Raw genomic sequence first — 20,028 nt, forward strand, 5'->3', positions numbered from 1 at the left:
CAGAGACGGCAACGGCACAAAATATACAGCGCATGCCGCTGCTTCTTCCTGAAGAAGCGTGTTTCGTGCCTGCGGACATGCCGGGATTGCGCAAGGCGGCGATCCTGCTGGTTGCGTTGGGTGATGAATTGGCGAAGACGCTGTTTCAAAGCCTGTCGGAGAACGACGTGCACCGCGTCACCGAGGAGATCACCCGCCTGGGCGAGATACCGGCACAGCAGTTGACGCAGGTGATGACGGAGTTCTATGGACTGCTGGAGACGCAGACGTACATGGTGCGCGGTGGTCCGGAGTATGCTCTGCGCGTGCTGACGGAGGCATTTGGCGCAAGCAAGGCTGAAGGCATGCTGGCCCAGGTGAAGCGGATACGCGAGCGCTCGAACGGCAACATGGCGGTGTTGCAGCGGATGGACCCGCAGCAGTTGAGCAAGTTCCTGGAGACGGAACATCCGCAGACGATTGCGCTGGTGCTGGCGCATGTGGACGCCAAGCGCGGCTCCATGATCCTGATGCAGCTTGAGCCGGCGCTTCGCGTGGATGTGGTGAAACGGCTCGCGGAGATGCGGCAGTTCTCATCGGAGATGGCACAGAAGGTTGCCTTTGTACTACACCGCAGGCTGGAGGGAGTGGGCACGGGCGGACGGAAGTCGTACTCGGGCTTCAAGGCCGTCGCCGAGTTGCTGAACCGGATCGACCAGATGGCGAGCAAGGGAATCCTTGAAGAGATTGAACAGCAGGAGCCGCAGCTTGCTATTGGAATCAGAAATCTGATGTTCACCTTTGAGGACCTGCTGACTGTGCCTGCAGAGAGCATTCGCGAGTTTGTGGCCGCCGCAGACAAACGCACGTTGGCGATGGCATTGAAGGGTGGCCGAGAAAACCTGAAGGCCCACCTGTTCAAGGCGATGAGTTCGCGTGCTGTGGAGATGTTGAAGGAAGACATGGAGGTTATGGGGCCGGTCAGGATGAAAGACGTTGGCCTGGCGCAGCAGGAGCTGCTCGCGTTGGCGCGTCAGCTTGAGGCCGAGGGCAAGATGATGTTGAAGATGGGGGCCGACGATGATCTCGCCGTATGACGCCGCGCAGACGATGGAGAAGCCGGAAGAGCGGGTTGTTGCGCCGCTGGAGTTTCACGAGCTTAGGGCAATAGAGGAGATGGTCGAAGCCGCGCAATGGGTGGATTCCGACCAACGCTGGAGGGAGCAGATAGCTTCGCTTGAGGCCAAGCTGGTCCTGGAAAAAGGGAGCGCCAGAGTGCTAGTTGAAGAGGCCAGGCGCGAAGCTCAAGTGCGCACGCGTGAAGAGATCTTCTCCGAGATGGAGAAACGCATCGATGAGGAACGATCGAGGATTGCGGGTGTTGTGCGGGAGTTTGGCCGCGAACGCGAGAGGTACTTTGTAGAGGTTGAGGATGAGGTTGCAGGTCTGGCGCTCGCGATTGCGCGCCGGGTGATTCATCGCGAGGCATCACTGGATCCGCTATTGCTGCGCGCAGCGGTGCGAGTGGCCCTGGATAAAGTTGCAGGCGAGAGCAACGTGACGCTTCGCGTGGCTGAGGGAAGGGGGCAGCGTTGGCGCGATGCGTTAGCGACAGAGCGAGGCGACGTGGCGGTTGCGATTGTCGAAGGCAGCGAACTTCAAGTGGAAGAGTTGGTGCTGGAAACCAGCGTGGGGCGCGTAGATCTCGGTGTGAACGCACAGTTGAAGGAGATTGAACGAGGCTTCTTCGACCTGCTGAAGAAACGGCCGACGCTATGAGCGGGACCCCGTGGCAGGTGCGGCCGAAGCTGCTTGCTCCTTACTTCGAGCGCCTGGAAAGAAGACCGGCATGGAGATGGAGCGGACGCGTGACCGAGGCCAATGGGCTTGCCGTTGAGTCGGAAGGGCCGCTTTGTTGTGTCGGCGAGAGTTGTGAAATTGTTGGCGCAGATGGCGGGCCGCACGAGGCAGAGGTGATCGGCTTTCGCGGGCGGCATGTGTTGACGATGCCATTGAACTCTACGCGCGGAATCAGCTATGGCGATGTGTTGGAGGCGACAGGCCTGGCACCATCGATTGCCGTTGGCGAGCAGATGGAGGGGAGAATTCTGAGCGCGACGGGCGCTCCTCTTGATAGCGACGCTCCACATCGAGCGACAGAGGCGTGGCCGCTTGATGGTGGGGTCCCTCATCCGATGAAGCGGCTTCCTATCCGCGAAGTGCTGGGCACAGGTATTCGTGCAATCGATGGCCTTCTGACGGTAGGCCGGGGACAGAGAGTTGGGATCTTCGGCGGCTCTGGTGTTGGGAAGAGCACGCTGATTGGCATGATGACGCGCAATACCCAGGCGGACCTGACGGTGGTGGCCCTGGTCGGTGAACGAGGCCGCGAGGTGCGGGAGTTTGTGGAAGACTCGCTGGGCGAAGAGGGGTTGCGCCGGTCGGTGGTTGTGGTGTCGACGTCAGACCAGAGTCCCTTGCTGCGAATGCGTGCGGCGCAATCGGCGACGTCGATAGCAGAGTTCTATGCGTCCAAAGGACGGCATGTGCTGCTGGTACTGGATTCGTTGACGCGCTATGCGATGGCGGCGCGTGAGGTTGGCCTGGCTGCTGGAGAGCCGCCGACCAACAAGGGATACACTCCGTCTGTCTTTACGCGACTGGCGAAGCTGGTGGAGCGGACGGGTAACTTTGAGCGGGGAAGCATCACTGCGTTCTATACAGTGCTGATGGAAGGAGACGACCAGCACGACCCGGTGGTGGATTCTGTGCGCTCGTTTGTAGACGGACATATTGTGCTGTCACGGGCGCTGGCCGCCGCGGGAAGGTATCCGCCGATCGATGTGCTGGATTCATTGAGCAGGCTGATGCCTGCTGTGACTGCAAAAAACCATTTGGCGCGGGCTTCACTGGTACGCGGGTTATTGGCTTCCTACGCGCGCTCTGAAGACTTGATGCGGATTGGGGCCTATAAGCACGGTACAGACGCAGAGCTCGACCGTGCAATACGTGCCATGCCGTCGCTTCACCGGTTTCTGGAGCAGGGGAGCGGTGAGGTGATGACTCTCGACGAGTCGATCGAACATCTGTGTTCGATGGAGTTGTAGCGATGCACGACCGGCTAAAGGCGATGCGTCGTGTACAGCGCGTCCATGAATTGATCGAAGAGATGCACAAAGCCGAGCTGCTGCGTGTTGTCGCCGAGGTTCAAGAGACGAAGCGTGCGATTGGGCGTCAACGAGCGATTGCGCAATCGGCAGCGATGGAGTGGCGCAATGCGTTGGGCGGCGGCGATGGATTGGTGGCGTCCTTCTCGGTAGTGCGGCGAACGGCAGCGCGCGGACACGAATTGCGGCTGGTCCCGCTGTTGAGAGAGAAGGAGCGGCGAAGCGAAGAGTCGCGGCAGAGGTATTTTGACAGCAGACAGTGGACCGAAAAGACGAAACGGTTGAGCGAAAAAGTCGAAGACGACCTGGAAGCCTTGGAGGAGAAGCGACTCCAAAGGGAGGCCGATGAACGATTTCTCGCACGAAGACGATGGATCCAATTGAAGAGCGACGCCGATAAAAGGTAAGTGTTGCCTAATGCAATTCGAAAGATATTTGGCTGGCGAAGTGCAGTGCTGCCGATGAGATGCATGTACATGGAGAGAGCGGCGAATGAAAATCAGCTCTGTAGATGTTAGATCGCTCCTGATGCGACTGCACGACGAGATTCAGGGCGAAACTGGCAAGATCACTGCCGGTCCGATGTCATTCGCACAAAGCCTGGACGAGAGCCTTGTCTTTGACGGTGCCCCGACAGCCGGCAAACAAAATGACGGCACAACTGTTGCTATCCCCATTGTGCCAATGGAGACGAGCGCATCGCCCATAGCTGCCGATGTTTCCTGGGGAGCCGCTCCAAAGGGCGAGGTGGAAGCACCTAAGCTATCAGATGCACCCGGGATACAGGCACGGCCGTCGCAGCCCAGTGAAGCGAAGGCTGAGGACGTCAACGCAATTGACGCAGATGACATACGGGTCGAGAAGACGGCCAGAAGGACGATCTCGCTCTTAGAAGATCTGGGAGGTAAACGGGAGACTGGGAAGAGTAAGCCAGAGCACAAACGAGAAGGCGGCAGCGCTGGGGTGGGGAGCGATACTTCGAGCGAGATCAAGTCTGCCGTAGTCGATCAGGCGGGACAAGGTATTCATGCGGAGGCGGTGGCAACAGACTTACGCCCGGTACTTCAGCCTGTGCAGGCAAGTGCCACTGGTGGTGAGACGTTAGTTGAAGCATCGTCAACCGGGTCCGAGGAGGCCAGGGGGCCGGGTCGCCATGCGAGACCTCAATCGATAGAGCAAGCTACGAAGCCGGCGACGGTGACGCTGGAGGCGCGTAAGGGGAAAGGCATCGCAATCGATGCGAACAAAGCAGACAACGATAAAGCCATGTCGCAGGCGACGGCCGCAGGTGATTCTCAACAAAGTTCGATAGCGCCAGTGCGAGAAAAGCCGTCGCCGAAATCAGAAGATGCGAATGCGGGTTTTCAAACGGCAAGCTCTGCGATTGGGGTGCCCTCAGTGCAGCAGTCAACGGTGGCTGCCCATGCGTTGGCGCAGGCCAAGACTTCTTCGCACGTAGAGGTTCTTACCACTGTGATGCAGGATCGCAGTGCCTCGGAGCCTCCGCAGGCGACGCTCCAGGACCACCGCATTCTGAACGCAACGACGTCAACGATTGAGGTCGGAGTGTCAAGCGGCTCGCATGGTTGGCTCAAGATACGGGCCGAGATGACAGACACTGGCACAGTCAAGGCGTCGATTGCGCCGGCGTCGGTAACAGGGCAGGAGATACTGCATCGCGATTTGCCGCTGCTATCGAGTTTTCTCGAACAGGAGCGAATCCCGGTGAGCTCGCTGGCTGTACACCATCCGGCTCCCTCATCGGGGATCGGAACAGCGCTGAGCGACGGCGGTGGATCCGCCGGCCAATCGCAAGGCGAGAGCACGGAAAATCGGGGCAAGCCTCAAGGTTTCGTGGAGGCGAATGACATGGTCATTTCCGAGGGATTGATCGACGTGCGTCTGGGCGATCCTGCGATTGCGAGCGGGATTGGCGGCAGTTGGCTGAGTGTCCGGGCATAGAGTCCGGAAGTCTATTTGAATTTTGCAGATAACGAGTATAAGGAGAGGCTAAACATGGATGTTTCGAGATTGAATTCAATGGCGGGGAACAGTCCTGCGGCTGAACGGGTGGCCTCGGCGCTCGTTCCTAAAACGAGCACGGCGAAGGCCCATGATGCGTCAAGCACAGGCAACGGCGATAGCGGCTCGACGAGCGCTTCGACAGACAACTCGACGATTACAGCGAACGATTTTCTTACGCTGCTCGTCAGCGAGCTGAAGAACCAGGACCCGACGCAGCCTACGGATCCCAGTGCCTACATTCAGCAGCTTGTCGGCGTCAACAGCCTGCAACAGTTGATCCAGATCAACAAGGGACTGACGACGTTTGAGAGCGCAATCACCGGCTGACGCAGCCGCACACACCAACAACCAGAGCAACCAAGGAGACGGAGATGGCATCATTTTCAATTGCACTTAGCGGATTGCAGGCCGACACGGTAGCGCTGAACACCATTGGTAACAACCTCGCAAATCTCAACACCACAGCGTTCAAGAAGCAGGGGACGACGTTTGAAGATCTGTTCTACCAGCAGATCGGTACTTCGGGATCGAGTAACCCGCTGCAGGTTGGCGTTGGTACAAGGGTTTCTGGAACCTCAACCAACTTTTTGCAGGGAACGATTCTGCCGACAGGTCAGCCAACGGACATGGCGCTGAGCGGCGACGGCTTCTTTATCACCGAGCAGGGCGGCGTGCAGGCATTGTCACGTGCGGGCAACTTTCAGATCAATCAGCAGGGCAACCTGATTACGGTCGACGGCGCCAGCGTGATGGGATATCCAGTGCAGAATGGCGTAGTCAACGCAAACGCGGCGCTGACTCCCCTCGTGCTCCCCATTGGAGTTACAGAGGCTGCGCAGGCCACGGGGAACATCTCGCTTACCGCAAACCTCAACGCAGGCGCAACGGTGGGGACGCAGTTTACGACTCCCGTAACGGTGTATGACTCGCTGGGGCAGAGCCATGCCGTAACGGTGAACTACACCAAGACCGCAACCAATACCTGGAGCTACAGCGTCGATCTTCAGGCTGGTGACGCTACGGGAGCACCTGTGAACAATACGGGAACGCTGACCTTCGATGCGAGCGGAAACCTGGTCACGCCCGCGGCCAATGTCTCCGGGATTACCTTTCCGGGAATGGCGAACGGATCGAGCGATCTGACATTCAATCTAAACCTGTACAAGAACGGAAGCCCGACGCTGACCCAGTCGACCGCGGCCTCGACCAACACCGCTACCGTGCAGGATGGCTTTGCCAGCGGAACGTACCAGAACTTTTCCGTCGACGGCAATGGCGTGATCACGGCTATGTACAACAACGGGCATAAGGCGGTGGTAGGCCAGGTTGCGGTGGCGCGTGTCACAAATCCTCAAGGGCTCACCATGATTGGGCATAACAGCTACACGACGACCAATGCCTCTGGCGACGCTATCTTCGGCGTTGCAGGGACTGGCGGAAGGGCTTCCATCGAAGACTCGGCGCTGGAGCAGTCAAACGTTGATATTGCGCAGGAGTTTTCCGATCTGATCGTCGCACAGCGGTCATTCGAGGCGAACTCGAAGACGATTACGGCCTTCGATTCAATAACACAGACCACGCTGGGGATGATCCGGTAGATCAAGCAGTGGTTGCGGGCGCCGCGTGGGTGAACGCGGCGCCGGCCCACTTCGTCGAGTCTTTCATGAAATTTCATTAATCAGCGCCCGCCTTGTGATGGTCTTCCGATTGCATTGCCTGTTGGTATCGAGGACCAGGCAAACATGGCAACTACACCTACTGTTACTCAAACGAATCCAGCAGAGTCGGGAAAGCTTCCTCTTGCTTCGCTTATTATCGCGGTCGCATTGGGGGTGATCGTATCAGTCGCTGCGGTGGGAGGAGCGGGGTACTACCTCATTCATTCCGGAAAATTGAGGCTGCAGACGGCGCCTCCCGCACAGAGTGCGGCTGCGCCTGCTTCAACAAAGACACATGCGGTCATGCTGGAGCCGATGGTCGTGAACCTTGCAGATAGCGCAGCAGGCTCTTATCTGCGTATTTCGATGACGCTGAATGTTGGCGATCCCGCAGATGCTCCAGCGAAGGAAGAGAAGAACATAAGTAAGGAAGCAGATTCCGCATTACGCGATACCGCGTTGACGGTGCTCGGAAAGCAGACATCCGAGGGGCTGCTTGCCGCAGACGGAAAAGAGCGTCTGAAGACGGAACTCAAAGCTGCCTTCGTAGAGCATAACCCCGAGATCAAAGTCATGGACCTGTACATTACAGAGTTCCTGGTCCAGAGATAGCCGCCTGCGTTTGCACCTGCAAGTGATGGAGAAGACATGGCCGAGACAGAACAGATAAAGGTTCAGGCGGAGCGTAAGCCCTGGATGATGCGCATCGAAGAGCACGCTGCATGGCCGGTTCTCTCAAGATTGACCGTGCCGATCAGCGCGGAGATCGTACTCGCCGGTTTTAAGGTGCGGGACCTGCTGGCACTCAAAACCGGCCAAATCATAGTAAGCGAATGGCAGGAGACGGAAGATGTTCCTGTGAAGGCCGGGCAGATCCAGATGGGATGGAGCGAGTTTGAAGTGATCGATCAACAACTTCTGATTCGCCTGACACGGTTGGCGTAAGAGGGAGAGGCTTCGTGCAAAGCATGCAACTGGACAACATGATGTCTGTAGTTGATAGACAAAGCGGCCTCGTGGGTTGGCTGTTGAGCAGGTGGAGGGGACGCGCGCGATTCCGCGACAGAAGCGTTCGGCAGATGCAACTGCTGGAGACGCTGTCTGTTGGGGGTAAGCGGCAGCTTGCGCTGGTGCGTTGCGGTCGTGAGCAATTCCTGGTTGGCATGGGGGCTGAGGCGGTCTCGACGATCGTCAAGATTGGCAACAGCGAGAGTGAGCAAGGTCAATGAGGATTGCCTGGAAAAAGGGGTGTTTGCATTGGGCGCCGCTGCTTCTTCTAGCAGCGCTTGTTCCCGTGCTTCATGCTGAAACGGGACCGGCGCAGTCATTCTGGGTTAGGCGCGGCAATACAAGTTTGTATGGAGCCCATCAGGCTGCGAAGAAGTCCGCTGTACGCCATGTCGAACCGAGAAATACGCAGAACCTACCTGGTGCAATTGCGGGAGATGCGGCAAAGAGCGATGTAAAAGAGTCAATCGAAGACAGCTTGAAGTCCAATCGCAGCACGTCTTGGTCGATTGTGGTTGGCCTCACTTTGCTGACGCTTCTTCCTGCGCTTCTGCTCTCGATGACACCGCTGGTACGGCTTCTGGTGGTTTTTCACTTTTTGCGCCAGGCGCTTGGAACGCAGACAGCTCCATCCAATCAGGTATTGATGGGGCTGGGGCTGATGATGACATGGTTTCTGATGCATCCCGTGCTCGTGCAGGTGGAGCAGCAGGCGGTCGTACCGTATCAGGCCGGCACAATTGCTGGTGAAGATGCGATTGCTCGTGGCATTGAGCCTGTGAAGCAGTACATGCTGCGTTACGCGCGCGAGAAAGACCTGGCCGTATTTGCCTCCGCCGGCATGAGTGCACGGCCGGCTACGAAGAGCGATCTGCCGATCCAGGTGGTAGTGCCCGCGTACATCCTGAGCGAGTTGAAAGCAGGCTTTCAGATCGGGGCGATTCTCTTCCTGCCGTTCCTGCTGGTGGACCTTGTTGTGGCGAGTGTCACGACGTCCATTGGAATGATGCAGCTCCCTCCGGTAGTTATTTCAACACCGCTGAAGATACTGCTCTTTGTGATGGTCGATGGATGGAATCTGCTGGCCGACCAGTTGATTAAGAGTTTTACGTGAGGGAGAGATGGGGCCGGATCAGACAGTCGAGGTGATGCGAAGAGTGTTGATTGAGGCAATGATGCTGAGCGCTCCGCTGCTGGTGAGCGCCTGTGCGGTGAGCCTGCTGGTGAGTCTTCTGCAGACGCTGACGGGAGTGCAGGAACAGACATTGACGGCGGTGCCAAGGCTGGTCGTGGTCTTTGTGGTTGCGATGATTTCGCTGCCCTGGACGGTGCACAGGCTAATCGGTTTTACGCTGCGGCTGTTCAACGGCGGTTTTCACAGGTTTCTGGGGTAGCGATGGCGGGCACGACTTCATTGATACGGGACTGGCCGCAATACCTGGCTGCGGTGGTGCTGGTTATGGTCAGGCTAAGCGGATTGATGGTCTTTGCGCCCATGTTCTCTTCGGCAGCGATAGCACCGCGCATCAAGGCTGGGTTTGTCTTTGCGATGACTGTGATGTTGGCGCCTGTGGTGGGAGCGGTGCCAGATGCTCACGTGGAGCTTGGCGTGACCCCCGTGCTCGGCGAGCTGAGTGTGGGGCTGGTCTTCGGATTGTCACTGATGCTGCTGAACGAGTCTCTTCTGTTTGCAGGAACTTTGCTGGGGATGGAGTTCAGCTTTTCGCTAGTTAATCTGATGGACCCGAATTCGATGATTGAGACGCCGGTGCTGGGCCAGATGCTGGGATGGCTTGGCATTTTGACCGTAATCGGCGCCGGGTTGGATCGCACGCTGCTTGCCGCTATGATGCGAAGCTTTGTCGCGGCCCCAGTTGGTCATGTGGCGATTGCGGCGAAGACAGGGGCGGCGTTGGCGTCTATGGCAGCGGGAATCTTCTTTGCCGGATTGCAACTGGCCGCGCCTGTCATTGCAGCGGCGTTGGCGGTCGAGGTAACGGTTGCCCTTGTCTCAAGGCTCTCGCCGCAGCTTCCGGCTATGGTCATCGGAGTCCCAGTAAAGACGATGGTCTCCTATGCAGTCCTGATAGGCAGCCTCGCGGTATGGCCTGCATGGGTCGAGCGTCACTTTACGGCGTTGCTGGATGCGGCTGGGAGGCTGGTGAGCGCATGAGCGGACAGGCCACAGAGCAGGCGACACCACAGCGCAAAAAGAAGTCGCGGGAGAAAGGCGATATCGTTCGCAGCCGCGAGTTGCTCTCTGCCTTGGCAATGCTTGGAGGCGTGCTGATGCTGGGCGCGACGGCACATGGATTCTCATCGAGCTGGGAGGCGGTGTATCGCGAGAGTTTACGTTCGGCTGCGATTGGCGAGATCGCAGGAGAGCGCCATTGGGACAGTGTCGTCCGGCAGATGTTCGCTCCGGCGCTCGCCCCAGTGGCGCTGGTGATGGCCGCGAGCTTCGGTTGCGCATTGTTTGCAGGTGTCGCCCAAGGTGGCGGCGTACAGCTTCACCCGAATGCAATTGAGCCGAAGTTCACGCGATTGAACCCGGTGGCGAACCTGAAAAACCTCTTCAGTCTACGGGCGGCAACGCGCGTCGTGAAGTCGCTGGTGCCGGCTGCGGCGATGGTGGCGCTGGGGTGGGCGGCGTTGAAGGCGTTGATGCTGCTGATGCCTGTGATGAGTATGGTGCGGCTGCCCGCGACATTTTCAACGGCCTATGGATTGGCGCTCGATGCGGCTTGGATCACGCTCGCGTGGTCGGGGCTCGACTATGCGATGGAGTGGAGAAGCTGGAACCAGCGGCTGAAGATGACAAAACAGGAGATACGCGAAGAGACGAAGGAGTCGATGGGAAACCCCGAGGTGAAGGGGCGGATCCGGCAGATTCAACACGCCATGCGAAAGCGCAAGGTAAAGGCGGATATGTCTCGCGCGAGTGTCGTCATCACAAACCCGACGCACTATGCCGTTGCGCTTGAATTCAGCTTCGAGACGATGCAGGCGCCGACGGTACTGGCAAAGGGCCGCGACCTGTGGGCTGCGGAGATTCGTGAAGAGGCCCGGTGGGCAGGAATCCCAATCATCGAAAATCCGCCGCTGGCGCGAAGTCTGTATCGCCTCGTCGAACCCGGACAGTCAATTCCGTTTGATCTGTATGCGGCGGTGGCAGGCATTCTGGCCTTTCTTTACCGGCAGAAGGTGGAAGAGCGGATGCGTCGTGAGAGGCATGCGCAGGCAGCACAAAAAAGCGCGGGGCGCCGTGCAACGGCACCGATGAGCATGTATGGATTTGGAGGCGGGATATGAGTGAAATTAAGGCGCCGGTGAAGTGGACTTCGACGAAGATGCAGGCGTTACTGCTGCCGATTGCGGCAATCAGCATGGTATTTGTCATGTTGATTCCAGTGTCGGGACCAGTCCTCGATCTCCTGTTGGCTGCATCGATCGCAGCATCGGTGATTGTCTTTCTGACGGCGGTGCAGGTGCGGCGGGCGGTGGACTTCTCGGTGTTTCCGACGCTGTTGTTGCTGCTGACGCTGTTCCGTCTTTCGTTGAACCTGGCGTCAAGCCGCAGAATTCTGCTGCACGGGCATGAGGGCACAAGCGCCGCGGGATCCGTCATCGAGGCGTTCGGTCAGTTTGTCGTTGGCGGAAACTATGTTGTTGGGTTCGTACTGTTCCTTGCGTTGATCGCGATCCAGTTCCTGGTCGTCAGCCACGGCGCTGTACGAACCGCAGAAGTAACGGCACGGTTCACGCTTGACGCTCTGCCGGGCAAGCAGATGGCGATCGATGCCGACATGAACGCCGGTCTGATCGATGAGCAAGGGGCGCGAAAACGGCGCGAGGCGATCGCGCGTGAAGCGGAGTTCTACGGCGCAATGGACGGTGCCGCCCGGTTCAATCAGCGCGACTCCATGGCAACAATTCTGATAACGGTGATCAACATTGTTGCCGGGCTGCTGATCGGTGTTGTCCAGCAGGGAGTCGATCTCGCAACCGCAGTTAAGACATACACCATTCTGACAGTCGGCGATGGCCTGGTGACGATGATTCCAAGCCTGCTTGTATCGATTGCAGGCGGCATGGTGCTTACGCGAGCTTCATCTGCTGGATCGCTCGACAGCGAGCTTGGGAAGCAGTTGCTGCGAGGCAGAAACACGTTGTGGATCGCCTGCGGTGTGTTGGTTGCGTTGGCTCTGGTCCCTGGATTGCCAAAGCTGTCGTTCCTTCTGCTGGCGATGGGGGTTGCACTGATAGCTCGTAGGCTCCCTCACGAAAGTGCCGGAGAGGTTGCGGAAAGCGCCTCTACGGCGACAGGCAAGGCGCAACAGGTTGAAGCAGCAAAGAGTGAAAACCTGGTGTCCCTGTTGAAGATCGACGAACTGACGCTGGAGATCGGTTTCCAGCTGATTCCCACGGTGGATGAGAAGCAGGGTGGGCAGATGTTGAACCGCGTTCGCGCGCTGCGCCGCCATCTCGCAACTGAGCTTGGATTTATCGTTCCTCCAATCCATATCACCGACAACCTGAGACTGAAGCCGAGAGAGTATGTCGTGAGCCTTCGCGGCGTCGAGATCTCGCGCTGGCAGACAGAGCAGAACTGCCTGCTTGCGGTAAACGCCGATCCCAAGGCGCGGCCTCTGCCGGGTATCGAAACGCGCGAGCCTGCCTTTGGCGTTGCGGCACGGTGGATCGAGCCTGGGCTTGAGGAGCAGGCTCTCGCTGCTGGTTACTCGGTCGTCGACCAGACCACTGTGATCGGCACACATCTTGGCGAATTGATCCGGCGACACGCGCACGAACTACTAAGCCGCCAGGAGGTCAAACGCCTGCTGGACAGCATGAACGAAGGCTATCCAAAGCTGGTTGAAGAGTTGGTGCCGAAGCTGATGTCGCTCGGGGAGGTGCAGCGTGTGCTGCAGCAACTGCTGCGCGAACAGGTTTCGATCCGCGACCTTGGCGCGATCCTGGAGGTGCTGGTTGAAGCCTCGCAGCAATCGAAAAACATTGTGCACCTGGTTGAGAGCGTGCGTCAGTCGCTGGGGCGTGGTTTGGTGCGGCCGTTGCTGGACGTGGATGGTGGCCTGCGTGTACTGATGCTCGAGCACGGGATGGAGAACGAACTGGTGGGAACGTTCGATCCACAGAGCGCAGGGTTGGCGCTGGGAGATGGCGCGGCTTCGGCGATGGGTATGCCCCAGGATTTCCTGCGCAAGCTTGTGGAATCTGTGAAACGCCTAACCGGAGCGGGCGCGACATCGGCCCTTCCCGTGCTCCTATGTCCGAGTCCGGCACGATATCACGTTCGGCGCTGGCTTGAGCCGTTTCTACCGAAGGTCACGGTGTTGTCTCCGATCGAGATTCCTCCCGAGGTAAGGGTGAAGAGCATGGGGACGATCGGTTGAAGCGGGCAGAGAGTTTGAAGCAGGGGAAGGGAACTAGGAGGAAGCTAATGGGGGCAGGAAGGTCGATCCCGGTGGATGTCGTGCCGAAGTGGATGGGAGCGCAGGGGCCGCTGGTTGGAGCATTCGGAACGCGCGAGACAGGATTGTCCGCGCTGGCGCCGTTTCTTGAGAGTGCGTCCACTGGAACAAGCAACGGAGCAGCATCGGAGAGAGAGTTGTTGCTGATGGAGCATCTCCCCACGGTCCGATACATCGCGCGCCGGATCCACGAGCGGCTTCCTCAGCATGTTGATTTGGACGATCTCATCTCTGCCGGCGTTGTTGGATTGATCGATGCATTCTCAAAGTTCGACCACAACAAGAAGGTGCAGTTCAAGAGCTACGCGCAGTTCCGCATTCGCGGTGCGATTCTCGATTCACTGCGAACGCTGGACTGGAGTCCTCGTGAGTTGAGGCGCAAGGGAAGGGCCGTCGAAGAGGCAATTCGTGCTGTGACGCAGCGTATTGGACACGCGCCGTCGGAGCAGGAGATCGCTACGGAGATGGGCTTGAGCCTGAACGAGTACCAGCAGTTGCTCGGCGACCTGAAGGGGCTTGAGATAGGCAGTCTGCACATAGAACGGTCAGAGGATTCAGGAGACGAGGAGCTTGCCTATATACCGGGTTCGCCTGAGGAAGACCCGCTCTTTCGCTGTCTTAAAGGCGAGATGAAGCAGAGGCTCGCCGACGCGGTCGACGAACTGCCGGAGAAGGAACGCATGGTGCTCACGCTCTACTACTACGAAGAGCTGACGATGAAGGAGATCGGTGTGACGCTGGGTGTGGTTGAGTCGCGGGTCTCGCAGATACACTCATCGGCAGTTCTGCATCTGCGAACGGCGTTGGGTGGCGTGCGGTCTTCCAGTGCTCCGATGAAAACAAGGGTTGCCGGTGGCAAGCGAGAGAAGCGTTAGCCGCGCGATGGAAGAAGTGCCGAACACCACATTTGTTATTTCATCAATCGAGGTCTGGTGATGCAGAAGAATCTAGGGCAGGACGACATCGATGCACTCTTCGCCGCGGCGAATGCCTCGGTAAAAGTGGCGCAGGAGAGCAGGAATGAATGCGAGCCGGAGACCTATGTCTTTAGCCGCGCGGGCAAGATAAGCAACGACCAGATGCGCGCAATCAGCACGGTCAACGATCTCTTTGCGCGCAATCTGATGCATGCGATGAGTGGATGGCTGCGCGCTCCCTTTCGTGCCAAGCTGGTTGCAGGCGAGCAGTTGCCGTTCAGTGAGTTCATCGAACGGTTGTCGACTCTTGCGTACCTATGCTCGGTAAGGCTTGAACCGCTTGGCGCCGTGGGATTGATCGAGATCGATCTTTCGCTCGCCGCGCCGATCGTCGATGTGTTGCTCGGAGGCACAGGTACGGCAGGCCCGTTGCGAGAGCTTACGGAGATTGAGGAGTCGATCATGACCTCTGTTGTCGAAGTGATCGTGCAGGAGTTGTCGTTGGCCTGGCAACCGGTAGGGCTGGAGTTCGCTCTGGAGAAACGCGAGACAGAGGCGCAGGCCGCGCGTACGATGACACTCGGCGAGAAGACGCTCTGCGTCAGCTTCGATCTGAAGATGATAGGCGCGCAGGGAGTGCTCAATCTTTGTCTGCCCGCGGTTGTGCTGAATGCCATCCTGCGGCGGCTGATTACGGAAGGCGACAGGCCGCGCCGGCGTTCAGAGGATGCCTCAAAGAGGATGCGTGAGCTTATGAGTGGCGCCGTTGCAGGCGTCACGTTGCAACTGCCGCCGATGCGGCTTCCTGCTTCGCAGATAGCGGGATTGGAGCCGGGATCGGTGATCCGCCTTCCTGTCTCCCGGCATGAGTGCTCTGAGCTGCGAATCGGGGGCATCAAGTTTGCATCCGCATGGCCGGTACGAAGTTGCGATCATCGCGCTGCGCGCCTGCATGGTATGCAAGAGAGCATTGCAAACGAACCCACGCCGGCTACCGTGCCGCAGTTGAACTAGAGGAGATGTGTGATGGAGCAGGTGACAGGCGGTACGGCTGACGGCGCAGGTCAGGATTCGAAGATTGGCTTGCTGAACGACATCGATCTCGATGCCACCCTTCGATTCGGTTCTTGCGATATGTCGATGGAAGAGGTGCTGGGCCTTGGGCCTGGCGCGGTAATTGAGCTTGACCGGCATACCGGTGATCCGGTGGACCTGGTCGTAGGCGGCAGAATCGTGGCTCGGGGAGAAGTGGTGGTTGTCAGCGGCAACTTCGCCCTGCGCATTACAGAAGTGGCTGCGCCGCAACTGCGGCTGGAGAGTATTCGATGCTTTTTCTAAACAGAAAGACACCGCACCACGGACAGGGGCTGCTGGGCGCGGCCTCTATGCAGGGCTCAACGGCATGGACGGATGACAGCTACCGTCCGTCCAGTGCATTACTGCACGAGGAGAGGGCCAGTGCGGCAAAGCGAGCCTGCGGAAGCATCGAGTGCGAGTCAACAAGAATTTCTCCATGGAGGAACCGCAGGCGTCCGATCTTTGAAGACCGCTGGGCATGCAGCGGCCGTTGCATCCTCTCGATGGTCCGCGCTGCTGTGCGGCGCGAATCCGTCGAGCCGGATGCCGCCCACCCCGTGCTTCATCGTCATAGGGTTCCCCTCGGCCTGGTGTTGCTGGCACAGGGGTGGATCACACATGCGCAGTTGCAACAGGCGCTTGAGGCGCAGCGCGCTCGCGGAGGCCGTATTGGGGACTGTTTGGTGCAGGAGTGCGGCGTTGAACCAGCACAGATCACTCGCGGCCTGAGCATGCAGTGGAGTTGTCCCGTGCTGACGGCCAGTGGATTTACGCCACGCGCGATGGCGATGATTGTGCCTCCTGTCTTTATCGAAGAGTTCGGTCTGCTTCCGCTGCGTGTCGCCGGGTTGCGGCTACTCTATCTTGGGTTCGAGGAGCGCCTTGACGCCTCGGCCGCACTCGCCCTGGAGCAGATGACGGAGTTGAAGGTTGAGAGCGGCTTGGTTCCGGCCGAGGAGTACACATCGGCACGGCAAAACCTGCTGGAGTATGAAGGCGTTCCCGTGAAGACCGAACATGCCGATGAGCCGGACGCGCTGGCCGCGCGTATTACCGCGATTCTTGAACAGAAGCAGCCTGTCGCGTCGAAGCTGGTAAGGATGCACCAGTATCTCTGGCTGCGGCTCTGGCTCGAGGAGGGCGCAAGGAAAGGCACCGGCGCACTGCCGCACAACCGTGAAGACATGATGGACTATATCTTCACAATCGGGGCGCGGTCCTGAGTCAAGAGGTTATTGCTGAGAGAAGGTGACTGCGCTTGCTGTCTCCGAGAGGCCGCTTGCAGGTACGACGCTGCCCGCTCCGCCAACCTGAGATACAGGCTTCGCCGAACCGCCGAGGCCCAGCTTAATGATGGCCCGTGAGTCTGGCATCAACTTGGTCTGCCAGCCATTGTCAGCCTGGTATTTCTGCATGGCATTCTCCGTGGCGGCATCCCAGTGTCCGCTGGAGTCTTTCATATAGCCCGATTTCACCAGAGCTGCCTGAATCTCAGATGCTCGCGCGTCGTCGATAGAGCGCTGCCCCGAGGAGCGTTTAACCGCGGTCTTCGAGTGCTTGGTAGAGTTCTTGCCGGGAGAGGTAGGGCCGCGACGGCTATGCGTCATGGCAACGCCGGGCGTGATCGCAGTGGCAAGTAGCAGGGCAGAGCAAAGAATTCGGCCTGGCCGCATGTCGTTAGAAACCTCGCGTAGGGGGGATGGCGTACAGGAGCGACTCATCTGCCAACCCCTGGCTTTAAGCGTATCCGGGAATAATAGCCGACGCAAGGAAAAGACGAACGTGAAAGAGAAAGATAAATTATCTCGATCGTAATAAATGACTTAGCAGTGTAATTTGCACACGAAAACAATGGCGGGAGGCATTGTTCGCCTCCCGCCATTGTTTCCAGATTTGAATCTGCCTGGTTACGGAAGGGTCCCACCTATATATGAATTTCCCGCACCCTTTTGGAATGGTGAGTGAATTACGAAGACCACATCATCCTTGGATTTGAGACTGTTGACGACGGTCCTGTAAGACGCCTCGTCCGTGACAGCCTTCTTATTGATCTCCGTGATGATCGTTCCTTTGACCAGGTTGATCTCGTCGGCAAAGGAGCCCGGACGGACGCTGGTGACAATGACCCCCTTGCTGATACCCGACTTCTGCGCGACTGAGCCCGGTATCGCCGAGACGGTGATTCCCAGCTTGCTCTGGCCGGCATCGGACTCCTGCGGCGAGTTGTCGTCGTCATCGTTGTTGCCTGCGAGATCGGCATACGTCTTTGCGCGATCACCGATGGCAACGTTGGCCGAGTTCTGTTTGCCATCGCGGAGATAACCGAGCTTGACCGTCGATCCGACCTTGCGGGCCGAGATGTCGGCAACCAGGTCGTCGCCGTCCTTGATGTTGCGGCCGTCGATGGAAACGATCACGTCGCCGGGCTGGATGCCCGCCTTCGCCGCGCCGCCGTTCGGCGTAACGGTCGAGACGATGACGCCGTTCTTGAAGCCGTACATGCGGCCTACCGCCGAGCTCAGTGACGACTGGAAGCTGATACCGATGGAGCCGCGGACGACCTTGTGCTCCGGCCCGATCAGCATGTTATAGACATTGGCGATGATGTTCGACGGCATGGCGAAGCCGACACCCTGCGAACCCATCGACTGGGTGTAGATGGCGGTGTTCATGCCGATGACCTGGCCGGACATGTCGACCAGCGGGCCACCGGAGTTGCCTGGGTTGATGGCCGCGTCGGTCTGGATAAAGCGCTGGAACTGGGTCTGTGAGACACCCCCTGGGCCGGGAGCTTCATCGATCGACCGGTTCTTTGCCGAGACAATACCAGCCGAGACCGTCTGCGAGAGACCGAAGGGGCTGCCGATGGCAAGCACCCAGTCGCCGACCTGAGCGCCGTCGGAGTTTCCGAGCTTCACGGTGGGCAGCGGCTTGTCCGTCTCGATCTTGATGACGGCGATGTCGGTGTCCTTGTCGGTGCCGATCACCTTGGCGAGACGGCCTTCGGTGTCGGGTCCGCCGTCGGGATCACTCGACAGCTTTACGTAGATCTTGTCAGCCTTATCGACGACGTGATTATTGGTGATGATGTAGCCGCTCGGGTCAACGATGAAACCCGAACCAAGGGCGCGGCGTTCCGCTCCGGGCATGCCTCCGCCGTCGCCGTCGTCATCGCCACCCTGTCCGCCCTGACCGCCGAAGAAGCGGTTCAGGAAGTCCTGCATATCATTATTTTGCTGGTCGTCTCCTCCCGGAGTGCGCTGGCCGGGGCGGCGGCGGTTCTTGTTCACTGATTGCTTGGGCAACGACTCCGTGTTGATGTTCACAACCGCGGGGCCGACCTGCTTGACGATCTGCGAAAACCCGTTGGAGAGCGTCTGAGCCGCGGGGACCACCAGAGGTTTGGCTCCCGAGGTGTCGAGCGGGGCCTGTTCCTTGCCGCTAACGCCGTGCGTGAGCACCGAGCCGACCAGGATCCCGGTCGAGAGCGTAGCAAGCAGGGCGAAGGTGGTGGTAAGACGGTGGCTGCGCATACGCTCCAGCCATGTCGATTTGCTCATCGGTGTATCCATCTGTAGATCGAACCTCTTTCGTTTGCCGCTGCGGGCCTGCGGCCATATAACAGGCGAAAATTCGCAAAGACTTAAGCTCAAGTATAGAACGCTTGCCCCATATGCGAATGTCCCATAAGGAACCAAAGGCCTTCCGGTTGGTTAGACGCCGTCTGTACGCAAAGGTGTCGCCCCCGCAGTGGTATCAACCTATTCATGATGAGGGATAGGCGGGGACCGGTTCTGCCGTCGGCAGCAGCTCGGTAACGAGAATGCCTGCGAAGATCAGTCCAGCGCCCTCCAGCGAACGGACGCTTAGCCGTTCACCCAGAAAAAGAAATGAGACCAGCCAGGCGAACACCGGCTCCAGTGTAAGCAGCAGCGCCGTGTGGGTTGGCGGCAGATGCTGCTGCGCCCAGCTCTGTATGGTGAACGCCGCCGCGGTCGCAAGCAGGCTGGTGATAGCCAGCGCGACGATAAGCCGTGATGTGAGATGGAGATAGATTGGCCCGCCGAGCGGCAATGTAATTGCCATCACCAGGGCTGCGGCTGCGATTTGCAGCGTCGCCAGCTGGGCGATGGGGACGCGCGTCGAGGTGTGTGCCAGCGCGAGCAGGTGAGCGGCAAAGGCAATAGAGCAGAGCAGCGTGAGCAGGTCGCCCGTCCCGATCGAGGTAAACAGATTCGCCCATGTCGTCCCCGCCGGTGTAGTAAGCAGCAGCAGGCCGGCAAACGCAAGCAGGGCACCGAGTCCGGAGCTCCAGCGGGGAGCATAGGCGTTGGCTGGGCGAATGGCACGAATCGCCGACAGCATCGGGACGAACACCACTACCAGGCCGGTGATGAAGGCGGACTTTGCAGCAGTCGTCCGTGCAAGTCCAGCGGTCTGAAGCTGGTATCCGGCTGCGAGAAAAATACCCACGACCAGCCCGGAGAGCAGCGTGCCCTTTGAGATCTGCCGAAGGCTGCGCCGGTTAATAATTATGAGCGCGATGGCGGCAAGGGCCATGCGCAGAAGATTGAAGAGAAGGGGTGACGCATCCTGCAGCGCATCCTTGACGAGCGTAAAGGTCGCACCCCATACGGCAACGACACCGAGGAGCAGAAGATGCGCGAGAGCGGAAGGGCTTAGACGAGGCAATGTCTTTCGTTTG

At 58.8% G+C, this 20,028-nt stretch carries 22 protein-coding genes; 19 read left to right on the forward strand and 3 right to left on the reverse strand.

What is annotated here, in order from left to right:
• Positions 1-32: 32 nt before the first annotated feature.
• The 19 genes from fliG to JSS95_03435 all read left to right on the forward strand — a co-directional run bounded on the left by fliG (position 33) and on the right by JSS95_03435 (position 16,546).
• On the forward strand, positions 33-1,076 hold the full coding sequence (gene fliG, locus JSS95_03345) for a flagellar motor switch protein FliG (GenBank protein ID MBS1798839.1): 1,044 nt from the start codon (positions 33-35) through the stop codon (positions 1,074-1,076).
• Positions 1,060-1,758, forward strand: a complete 699-nt coding sequence (locus tag JSS95_03350; protein MBS1798840.1) for a hypothetical protein — start codon at positions 1,060-1,062, stop codon at positions 1,756-1,758. The genes fliG and JSS95_03350 overlap by 17 nt, the downstream gene beginning before the upstream one ends.
• Entirely contained in the window at positions 1,755-3,086 is a 1,332-nt protein-coding gene (locus tag JSS95_03355) for a FliI/YscN family ATPase (protein ID MBS1798841.1), read from the forward strand. The genes JSS95_03350 and JSS95_03355 overlap by 4 nt, the downstream gene beginning before the upstream one ends.
• Before the next feature lie 2 nt (positions 3,087-3,088).
• A complete protein-coding gene (locus tag JSS95_03360; protein MBS1798842.1) occupies positions 3,089-3,553 on the forward strand; it encodes a hypothetical protein in 465 nt (154 codons plus the stop codon).
• Between the two features lie 85 nt (positions 3,554-3,638).
• A complete protein-coding gene (locus JSS95_03365; GenBank protein MBS1798843.1) occupies positions 3,639-5,108 on the forward strand; it encodes a hypothetical protein in 1,470 nt (489 codons plus the stop codon).
• Between the two features lie 78 nt (positions 5,109-5,186).
• On the forward strand, positions 5,187-5,498 hold the full coding sequence (locus JSS95_03370) for a flagellar hook capping protein (protein MBS1798844.1): 312 nt from the start codon (positions 5,187-5,189) through the stop codon (positions 5,496-5,498).
• A gap of 44 nt (positions 5,499-5,542) precedes the next feature.
• Positions 5,543-6,769, forward strand: coding sequence for a flagellar hook protein FlgE (locus JSS95_03375; GenBank protein MBS1798845.1), 1,227 nt, complete (start codon positions 5,543-5,545; stop codon positions 6,767-6,769).
• A 144-nt stretch (positions 6,770-6,913) separates the two neighbouring features.
• Positions 6,914-7,441, forward strand: coding sequence for a flagellar basal body-associated FliL family protein (locus JSS95_03380; GenBank protein MBS1798846.1), 528 nt, complete (start codon positions 6,914-6,916; stop codon positions 7,439-7,441).
• Positions 7,442-7,477: 36 nt separating this feature from the next.
• Positions 7,478-7,774: a FliM/FliN family flagellar motor switch protein gene (locus tag JSS95_03385; GenBank protein MBS1798847.1), complete on the forward strand. Its 297-nt coding sequence runs from the start codon at positions 7,478-7,480 to the stop codon at positions 7,772-7,774.
• Between the two features lie 14 nt (positions 7,775-7,788).
• Positions 7,789-8,058 carry a flagellar biosynthetic protein FliO gene (locus JSS95_03390; GenBank protein ID MBS1798848.1) on the forward strand — a complete coding sequence of 90 codons (270 nt, stop codon included), beginning with the start codon at positions 7,789-7,791 and terminating at the stop codon, positions 8,056-8,058.
• 206 nt (positions 8,059-8,264) lie between these two features.
• The gene (gene fliP / locus JSS95_03395) at positions 8,265-8,951 is read left to right on the forward strand and encodes a flagellar type III secretion system pore protein FliP (GenBank protein MBS1798849.1); all 687 of its coding nucleotides are present in this window, start codon (positions 8,265-8,267) and stop codon (positions 8,949-8,951) included.
• 7 nt (positions 8,952-8,958) lie between these two features.
• Positions 8,959-9,231: a flagellar biosynthetic protein FliQ gene (locus JSS95_03400; GenBank protein MBS1798850.1), complete on the forward strand. Its 273-nt coding sequence runs from the start codon at positions 8,959-8,961 to the stop codon at positions 9,229-9,231.
• Between the two features lie 2 nt (positions 9,232-9,233).
• The gene (locus JSS95_03405; protein MBS1798851.1) at positions 9,234-10,010 is read left to right on the forward strand and encodes a flagellar biosynthetic protein FliR; all 777 of its coding nucleotides are present in this window, start codon (positions 9,234-9,236) and stop codon (positions 10,008-10,010) included.
• Positions 10,007-11,149 carry an EscU/YscU/HrcU family type III secretion system export apparatus switch protein gene (locus tag JSS95_03410; GenBank protein MBS1798852.1) on the forward strand — a complete coding sequence of 381 codons (1,143 nt, stop codon included), beginning with the start codon at positions 10,007-10,009 and terminating at the stop codon, positions 11,147-11,149. Before JSS95_03405 ends, JSS95_03410 begins: the two co-directional genes overlap by 4 nt.
• Positions 11,146-13,251: a flagellar biosynthesis protein FlhA gene (gene flhA, locus JSS95_03415; protein MBS1798853.1), complete on the forward strand. Its 2,106-nt coding sequence runs from the start codon at positions 11,146-11,148 to the stop codon at positions 13,249-13,251. The genes JSS95_03410 and flhA overlap by 4 nt, the downstream gene beginning before the upstream one ends.
• 47 nt (positions 13,252-13,298) lie before the next feature.
• On the forward strand, positions 13,299-14,204 hold the full coding sequence (locus tag JSS95_03420; protein ID MBS1798854.1) for a FliA/WhiG family RNA polymerase sigma factor: 906 nt from the start codon (positions 13,299-13,301) through the stop codon (positions 14,202-14,204).
• 60 nt (positions 14,205-14,264) lie between these two features.
• The gene (locus JSS95_03425; protein MBS1798855.1) at positions 14,265-15,260 is read left to right on the forward strand and encodes a FliM/FliN family flagellar motor switch protein; all 996 of its coding nucleotides are present in this window, start codon (positions 14,265-14,267) and stop codon (positions 15,258-15,260) included.
• Positions 15,261-15,272: 12 nt separating this feature from the next.
• Entirely contained in the window at positions 15,273-15,584 is a 312-nt protein-coding gene (locus JSS95_03430; protein ID MBS1798856.1) for a FliM/FliN family flagellar motor switch protein, read from the forward strand.
• Entirely contained in the window at positions 15,572-16,546 is a 975-nt protein-coding gene (locus tag JSS95_03435) for a hypothetical protein (protein ID MBS1798857.1), read from the forward strand. Before JSS95_03430 ends, JSS95_03435 begins: the two co-directional genes overlap by 13 nt.
• A 9-nt stretch (positions 16,547-16,555) precedes the next feature.
• On the opposite strand, the gene JSS95_03440 is transcribed toward JSS95_03435, so the two are convergent.
• From JSS95_03440 to JSS95_03450, 3 genes are all read right to left on the reverse strand, one after another.
• Positions 16,556-16,996 (reverse strand): peptidoglycan-binding protein, encoded by a 441-nt coding sequence (locus tag JSS95_03440; protein MBS1798858.1) that lies wholly within the window; start codon positions 16,994-16,996, stop codon positions 16,556-16,558.
• Positions 16,997-17,230: 234 nt separating this feature from the next.
• A complete protein-coding gene (locus tag JSS95_03445) occupies positions 17,231-18,895 on the reverse strand; it encodes a trypsin-like peptidase domain-containing protein (GenBank protein MBS1798859.1) in 1,665 nt (554 codons plus the stop codon).
• A gap of 193 nt (positions 18,896-19,088) precedes the next feature.
• Positions 19,089-20,015 (reverse strand): DMT family transporter, encoded by a 927-nt coding sequence (locus tag JSS95_03450; protein ID MBS1798860.1) that lies wholly within the window; start codon positions 20,013-20,015, stop codon positions 19,089-19,091.
• Positions 20,016-20,028 lie beyond the last annotated feature (13 nt).

This window comes from Acidobacteriota bacterium (assembly GCA_018268895.1).
Lineage (GTDB): Bacteria > Acidobacteriota > Terriglobia > Terriglobales > Acidobacteriaceae > Edaphobacter.

Excerpts from the sequence above, each read along its gene's own strand:
- JSS95_03350 (MBS1798840.1), top strand. The coding sequence starts at position 1,060 with ATGATCTCGCCGTATGACGCCGCGCAGACGATGGAGAAGCCGGAAGAG.
- JSS95_03360 (MBS1798842.1), top strand. The coding sequence starts at position 3,089 with ATGCACGACCGGCTAAAGGCGATGCGTCGTGTACAGCGCGTCCATGAA.
- JSS95_03375 (MBS1798845.1), top strand. The coding sequence starts at position 5,543 with ATGGCATCATTTTCAATTGCACTTAGCGGATTGCAGGCCGACACGGTA.
- JSS95_03440 (MBS1798858.1), bottom strand. The coding sequence starts at position 16,996 with ATGCGGCCAGGCCGAATTCTTTGCTCTGCCCTGCTACTTGCCACTGCG.
- JSS95_03410 (MBS1798852.1), top strand. The coding sequence starts at position 10,007 with ATGAGCGGACAGGCCACAGAGCAGGCGACACCACAGCGCAAAAAGAAG.
- JSS95_03445 (MBS1798859.1), bottom strand. The coding sequence starts at position 18,895 with ATGGATACACCGATGAGCAAATCGACATGGCTGGAGCGTATGCGCAGC.
- JSS95_03405 (MBS1798851.1), top strand. The coding sequence starts at position 9,234 with ATGGCGGGCACGACTTCATTGATACGGGACTGGCCGCAATACCTGGCT.
- JSS95_03420 (MBS1798854.1), top strand. The coding sequence starts at position 13,299 with ATGGGGGCAGGAAGGTCGATCCCGGTGGATGTCGTGCCGAAGTGGATG.
- JSS95_03365 (MBS1798843.1), top strand. The coding sequence starts at position 3,639 with ATGAAAATCAGCTCTGTAGATGTTAGATCGCTCCTGATGCGACTGCAC.
- JSS95_03430 (MBS1798856.1), top strand. The coding sequence starts at position 15,273 with ATGGAGCAGGTGACAGGCGGTACGGCTGACGGCGCAGGTCAGGATTCG.
- JSS95_03380 (MBS1798846.1), top strand. The coding sequence starts at position 6,914 with ATGGCAACTACACCTACTGTTACTCAAACGAATCCAGCAGAGTCGGGA.
- JSS95_03355 (MBS1798841.1), top strand. The coding sequence starts at position 1,755 with ATGAGCGGGACCCCGTGGCAGGTGCGGCCGAAGCTGCTTGCTCCTTAC.
- flhA (MBS1798853.1), top strand. The coding sequence starts at position 11,146 with ATGAGTGAAATTAAGGCGCCGGTGAAGTGGACTTCGACGAAGATGCAG.
- JSS95_03370 (MBS1798844.1), top strand. The coding sequence starts at position 5,187 with ATGGCGGGGAACAGTCCTGCGGCTGAACGGGTGGCCTCGGCGCTCGTT.
- fliG (MBS1798839.1), top strand. The coding sequence starts at position 33 with ATGCCGCTGCTTCTTCCTGAAGAAGCGTGTTTCGTGCCTGCGGACATG.
- JSS95_03425 (MBS1798855.1), top strand. The coding sequence starts at position 14,265 with ATGCAGAAGAATCTAGGGCAGGACGACATCGATGCACTCTTCGCCGCG.
- JSS95_03385 (MBS1798847.1), top strand. The coding sequence starts at position 7,478 with ATGGCCGAGACAGAACAGATAAAGGTTCAGGCGGAGCGTAAGCCCTGG.
- JSS95_03400 (MBS1798850.1), top strand. The coding sequence starts at position 8,959 with ATGGGGCCGGATCAGACAGTCGAGGTGATGCGAAGAGTGTTGATTGAG.
- JSS95_03435 (MBS1798857.1), top strand. The coding sequence starts at position 15,572 with ATGCTTTTTCTAAACAGAAAGACACCGCACCACGGACAGGGGCTGCTG.